This is a genomic window from Lelliottia jeotgali (assembly GCF_977070485.1).
In genome coordinates this window covers 149,695-156,032 of record NZ_CDRVFO010000014.1, presented here as the reverse complement: position 1 = coordinate 156,032, position 6,338 = coordinate 149,695, and the positions used below count along the sequence as shown (strand labels likewise).

General features: G+C 60.5%; 1 protein-coding gene. It reads left to right on the top strand.

The features are described from left to right. Positions 1-6,204: immunoglobulin-like domain-containing protein (locus ACW4TB_RS20400; protein ID WP_455843060.1), on the top strand; the 6,204-nt coding region annotated here is incomplete at its 5' end. Positions 6,205-6,338: the final 134 nt, after the last annotated feature.

Below are 6,338 nucleotides of genomic sequence, written 5' to 3'. Positions count from 1 at the left end.
GACACCGCCGGTACTCCAACTACGACGGTCACCGACAGCCCGGCTACCCAGGCCACCACCAACCTGGTGCTGAGCGCCACCGACGATGTCGCCGAAGGCGGTCAGATCGTCTATACCGCCACGCTGAGCAATCCCGCCGGCACGGCGATGACCGTGACCCTGAGCAACGGCGCAACTATCAACATCGCGGCCGGCCAGACCACTGGCACGGTCTCTGTTCCAGCCCCGGCTGATGACGTGTACAAAGACGCCGGCCAGGTCAAAGCGACCATCACCGGCACCACCGGTGGTGACTTCGAGAACCTCGCGATCAATCCGGCTGAGGCCGTGACCAATGTCAGCGACACCCTTGATACCAGCACGGTGACCCTGACCGCTAATGCTTCGGTAATTGAAGGTGGCGTGGTGACCTACACCGCCTCGGTTAGCGCACCTGTTACTGGTTCGCCGCTGGTCGTGACCCTAGCTAACGGCCAAACCATCACCATCGGCGTCGGCGAGTCGTCCGGCTCGGTCGACTTCACCGCGCCAAACAACGTCTACAACACCAATACCCCGCTGACCAACAGCATCACTAAGGTCGACGGCGGTAATTACGAACAGCTCGACACCGCCGGTACTCCAACTACGACGGTCACCGACAGCCCGGCTACCCAGGCGACCACCAACCTGGTGCTGAGCGCGACTGGCGATGTCGCTGAAGGCGGTCAGATCGTTTACACCGCCACGCTGAGCAACCCAGCGGGCACGGCGATGACCGTAACGCTGAGCAATGGCGCTACCATCAATATCGCGGCCGGCCAAACCTCTGGCCAAGTAAGCGTCGCCGCCCCGGCTGATGACGTTTACAAAGACGCAGGCCAGGTCAAAGCGACCGTCACTGGTACCACCGGTGGTGACTTCGAGAACCTCGCAGTCAACCCGGATGAGGCCGTGACCAATGTCAGCGATACCCTCGACACGTCGACCGTGACCCTGACGGCGAATGCTTCAGTGGTTGAAGGTGGCGTGGTCACCTACACGGCGTCGGTTAGCGCTCCGGTCACTGGCAGCCCACTCGTGGTCACCCTGGCCAATGGTCAAAGCATCACCATCGGTGTCGGTGAGTCGTCCGGCTCGGTCAACTTCACCGCACCAAACAACGTCTACAACACCAATGCACCGCTGACCAACAGCATCACCAAGGTCGACGGCGGTAATTACGAGAAGCTGGATACCGCAGGTACTCCAACCACGACGGTTACCGACAGTCCCGCTACCCAGGCGACCACCAGCCTGGTGCTGAGCGCGACCGGCGATGTCGCTGAAGGCGGTCAGATCGTCTATACCGCCACGCTGAGCAATCCCGCCGGCACGGCGATGACCGTGACCCTGAGCAACGGCGCAACTATCAACATCGCGGCCGGCCAGACCACTGGCCAAGTGACCGTCGCTGCACCCGCCGATGACGTCTACAAAGACGCCGGCCAGGTCAAAGCGACCGTCACTGGTACCACCGGTGGTGACTTCGAGAACCTCGCAGTCAACCCGGCTGAGGCCGTGACCAACGTCAGCGACACCCTCGATACCAGCACGGTGACCCTGACCGCCACTCCAAGCGTGGTCGAGGGCGGCACCGTGGTGTACACCGCGTCCGTGTCGGCCCCAGTCACCGGCAGCCCACTCGTGGTCACCCTGGCCAACGGTCAGAGCATCACCATCGGTGTCGGTGAGTCGTCCGGCTCGGTCAACTTCACCGCACCGAACAACGTGTACAACACCAACACCGCGCTGACCAACAGCATCACCAAGGTTGACGGCGGCAATTACGAGAAGTTGGTCACCGCCGGCTCCCCGTCAACGACGGTAACGGATGTGGCAGGTACCAAGGACACCACGAGCCTTGTCCTGAGCGCGACGCCAACGGTCGCCGAAGGCGGCAAGATCACCTATACCGCAACCTTGTCCAACAAGGCCGGTTCTGACATGACCATCAAATTGAGCAATGGCGAGACCATCTCCATCGCCAAAGGTCAGACCGAAGGCAGCATCACCCTCAACGCGCCCGGCGATGATCCCTACATCGATGCCGGCTCGGTACAGGTCAAGATCGACGGAAGCACCGGCGGCGACTTCGAATTGCTGGCAGTCGACGGCGCTTACGCGGTGACCAAGGTCACCGACACCCTCGACAATACCAGCCTGACCCTCAGCGCCACGCCCACGGTCGCCGAAGGTGGCCAGATCACCTACACCGCCACGTTGAGCAACCCGGCAGGCACGGCGATGACGGTCACCCTGAGCAATGGCCAGACCATCAACATTGCAGCAGGCAAAACATCAGGTTCGGTAATTGTCGCCGCGCCCGGTGAGGATGTGTACATCGATGCAGGTGACGTGTCGGCGAAAATTACCGGGACTTCCGGTGGCAACTTCGAGAACCTTGTCGTCAGTAACACGGCAGCGGTAACCGCCGTGACCGACACCCTCCAGACGACCACCCTGAGCATCAGTGGTACAACCGCTGTTGCCGAAGGCGGCAACGCAACTTACACGCTGAACCTCAGCAACAATGCGCAAACCGATGTGACGGTGAAGCTTTCGTATTCCGGCACCGCCGCCAATGGTGCCGACTACACCGGTGTGGCCATCGTAACGATCAAAGCCGGCAGCAACTCAGCCACCTTCACCATCCCGACAATCAAGGACAATGTCACCGAAGGTACCGAGCAGTTCACCGTCAAGATCGACTCGGCCACCGGCGGCAACTTCGAAAACCTGGCGGTCAGCGGTAGCGCTGGTAGCGTCACCACCCAGATCTTCGAGCCGGCGCCTGTTCTGGACCTGGACGCCAACGATTCGAGCGGAAAGACCGGCGCCGACTACCAGACCACGTTCACCGAAAACCAGCCAGGCAGCGGTGTTTCGATCGGCGATATCGACGTGTCGATCACCGACTTCGACAGCTCGATGCTGACCGGCGCGACGGTGACCCTGACCAATCGCCAGCCAGGCGATGCCCTGAACCTGGGCAACAGCGTCAATGGCATCTCGATCAATGCCAACAGCACCGATGGCAAGGTGGTCCTGACCCTGAGCGGAACCGCTTCGCTGGCTGACTACATCCAGGCGATCAAGAACATCACCTTCATCAACACCAGTGAAGACCCGAGCACCGCCCCTCGGATCATCACGGTCACGGTGACCGACGGTGTGAACACATCGAATACGGCGACCACCACGGTCAATGTCGTGGCGGTCAACGACGTGCCCACCACCACTGGCGGAGCGGTCACCGGAACCGAGGACACCGACCTGGTGCTGGGTTGGAGCGACTTCAACATCAGCGATGTCGATTCCTCGCTCACCAGCCTCGGGGTGACCATCACCCAGCTGCCGGGGGCCGGTACTGTGAAGCTGTACAACGGCACCAGCTGGGTCGATGTGAAGGCAGGCCAGACCATCAGCCAGGCCGACATCGCCGCCGGCAAGCTCAAGTTCGTTCCCGTGGCTAACCAGTCGGGTGTCGATGGCTACGGTGGTACCGGTGTGGGCAACAAGCAGGCGGACTACGCGCAGATCAAGTACGCGCCTACCGATGGCAAGGGCACGGGCAGCGAAGCCACGCTGAAGGTCGATATCACACCGATGGCCGACAAGCCGGACCTGAGCATTGGCAGCAACAACGTCAACTCGCTGGGCCTGACCAAGGAAACCTGGACCAGCCTCACTGGCCTGGGCACCAACGGCAATGGCATCACGGGCGACGCACTGAAGAACGTGTTCGCCAACTCCGGCAACGCCGGCAAGAGCGAGCAGGTGACCACTGTCGACACCACGGCCACCGTCACCCCGGGGTCGGGCTCGAAGACCTCAGGCCTGATCTATCTGGAGGCCGGCAAGACCTACACCTTCAGCGGCACCGCCGACGACAGCCTGCAGATCGTCATCGGCGGCAAGAACGTCGCCGGCGGTACCTGGGGCTCGGCCAGCGGCAGCATTTCCGGCAGCTACACCCCAACCACGAGCGGCTATTACACCCTGGAGATCTACAACGCCAACCAGGCAGGGCCAGGCAGCCTCGACGTCAACATCAAGGTGGGTAACGGTGCAATCACTGACCTTAGCAGCGCCAACATCCCGATGTACCCGAACCTCGCCGCGCTGGCCAACGCCGGGGTCACGGTGTCCGACCTGCATGGCAGCAACGGCGTGGGTTACTACGACGGCTACAAGCTCAACGAAGGCGGCGAGAATGGTGCGCCGGTCAAGCTGGTAGGCATCAGTACCGCGCTGACCGACACCGACGGCTCCGAGAGCCTGAGCGTCAAGCTAAACGGCATACCGGCAGGCTCCGTGGTTGCCGATAATGCAGGCCATACCTTCACCGTTGGTGCCAGTGCGGTAGATGTCACGGGTTGGAATCTGGGCAGCCTGACCATCAAGCCGCCGGCCTATTACTCCGGCCAGTTCGATGTGAAAGTCACCTCGACGGCCACCGAAAGCGTTGGCGGCAGCACTGCGACCAGCGAAGGCAGCATCAAGGTCACGGTCTACCCGCAGTCGTACACCACCAGCAACCTGTCGTCCGACAGCGACAGCATCACTGGCACCGATGGCAATGACATCGTGGTCGCGGATGTCAGCGGCCTGCACGTGGTACCAGGCCAGGACTACAACATCGCCTTCATCGTCGACACCTCGGGCAGCATGGGCTCTTCGGGCGTCGATGCTGCGAAGAAATCGCTGGAGTCGGTATTCAAGACCTTGGCTGCAAGCGTCAAGGGCGCACAGTCCGGGACGGTGAATATTCTGTTGGTCGACTTTGCAACCCAGGTCAAGAGCAGCGTATCGGTGACCCTCAACGATGCGGGCCTGAAAACCCTGCTGAGTGCGCTGGGCACGTTGAACTCCAATGGCGGCACCAACTATGAGGATGCCTTCAAAACGACAGCCAACTGGTTCGCGAACCTCAAGGCTGCAGGTAGCACTGGTAGTAACCAGACATTCTTCATCACTGACGGTGAGCCGACCTATTACCAGACGAGTGAACAGGCCAACCCGAACCTGGGCAACACCAACGTCAAGCTCGACACGTTCCTGTCGTCGATCAACTACAAGATGGGCGATACCGTTACCAACTATCAGTTGGATACCAACAATCGTCTCTCGATCGACAGCAGCGGCAAGTTGACCATGCAGGTTCGCGAGTTGGACTGGAGCTGGAACACGGGCTACTACTACAAATGGTCTACTCAGAGCACAGCCACTATCCATGCCGAGGGTAATGGTGGATACGAGCTGTCGACCCGAGACGGCACGGGCAACTCGACAGACCGGGCAACCACCAACAACTCGACTGATAGCTTCAAGATCCTCTCTGGCTTGTCCGATGTGGAGGCAATAGGCCTGAACAGTGGCGTGAACAAGGACGACCTGAAGCCCTATGACTCCGATGGCAAACCACAGGCCAACATCGACCCAAGCAAACTGGCAGACGCCATCCTCGGCCACACCGAAGTCACCCAGCCGGGCAACGACACGGTCAACGGTGGTGACGGCAACGACATTATCTTTGGCGACTTGCTGACCTTCTCTACGGTCGCCGGCACTGGTGTAGAGGCAATCCAGGGTTATGTGGCCAACAAACTCGGTGTCGATGCGGGTGATGTCGATGCGCGGGCAATGCACAAGTACATCAACGAGCATTACACCGAGTTCGATGTTGCGGGCAGCAATGATGGCGCCGACACCCTGATGGGGGGCGCAGGCAATGACATCCTCTTCGGCCAAGGGGGTAATGACACCCTCGATGGCGGCAAAGGTAATGACATGCTGCTGGGCGGTACTGGCAACGACACCCTGATCGGCGGCCAAGGCAACGACATGCTGATCGGTGGCAGCGGTGCCGACACCTTCGTGTGGAAGTCCGGTGACATTGGCAGTGACGTGATCAAGGACTTCAAAGTCAGCGAGGGTGACCGTCTCGATCTGCGCGACCTGCTGCAGGGTGAGAAGGCCAGCACTATCGACAACTTCCTGAAGATTACCACCGTCGATGGTTCCTCGACCTTGCAGGTCAGCACCGAAGGTAAGCTCAACGCAGCGGGTGGCCTGGCCAATGCCGATGTGTCTATCAAACTGGAAGGGGTCAACTGGTCCAATACCACGGTCAACTCGTTGATCAGCGGAGCAGACCCCACCATCAAGATCGATAACTCCTGATCCCGTCTGCGCGGTGGCCTCCCGGGCCACCGCGCAGAGCGGTCTTTTCTGGCATCTTCGTGCAGCGCATACTTCTGCGCCGGGCTGTCATGCCCGATGAACTTTGCCTATGCTGCTGACTACCAACAAGGAAC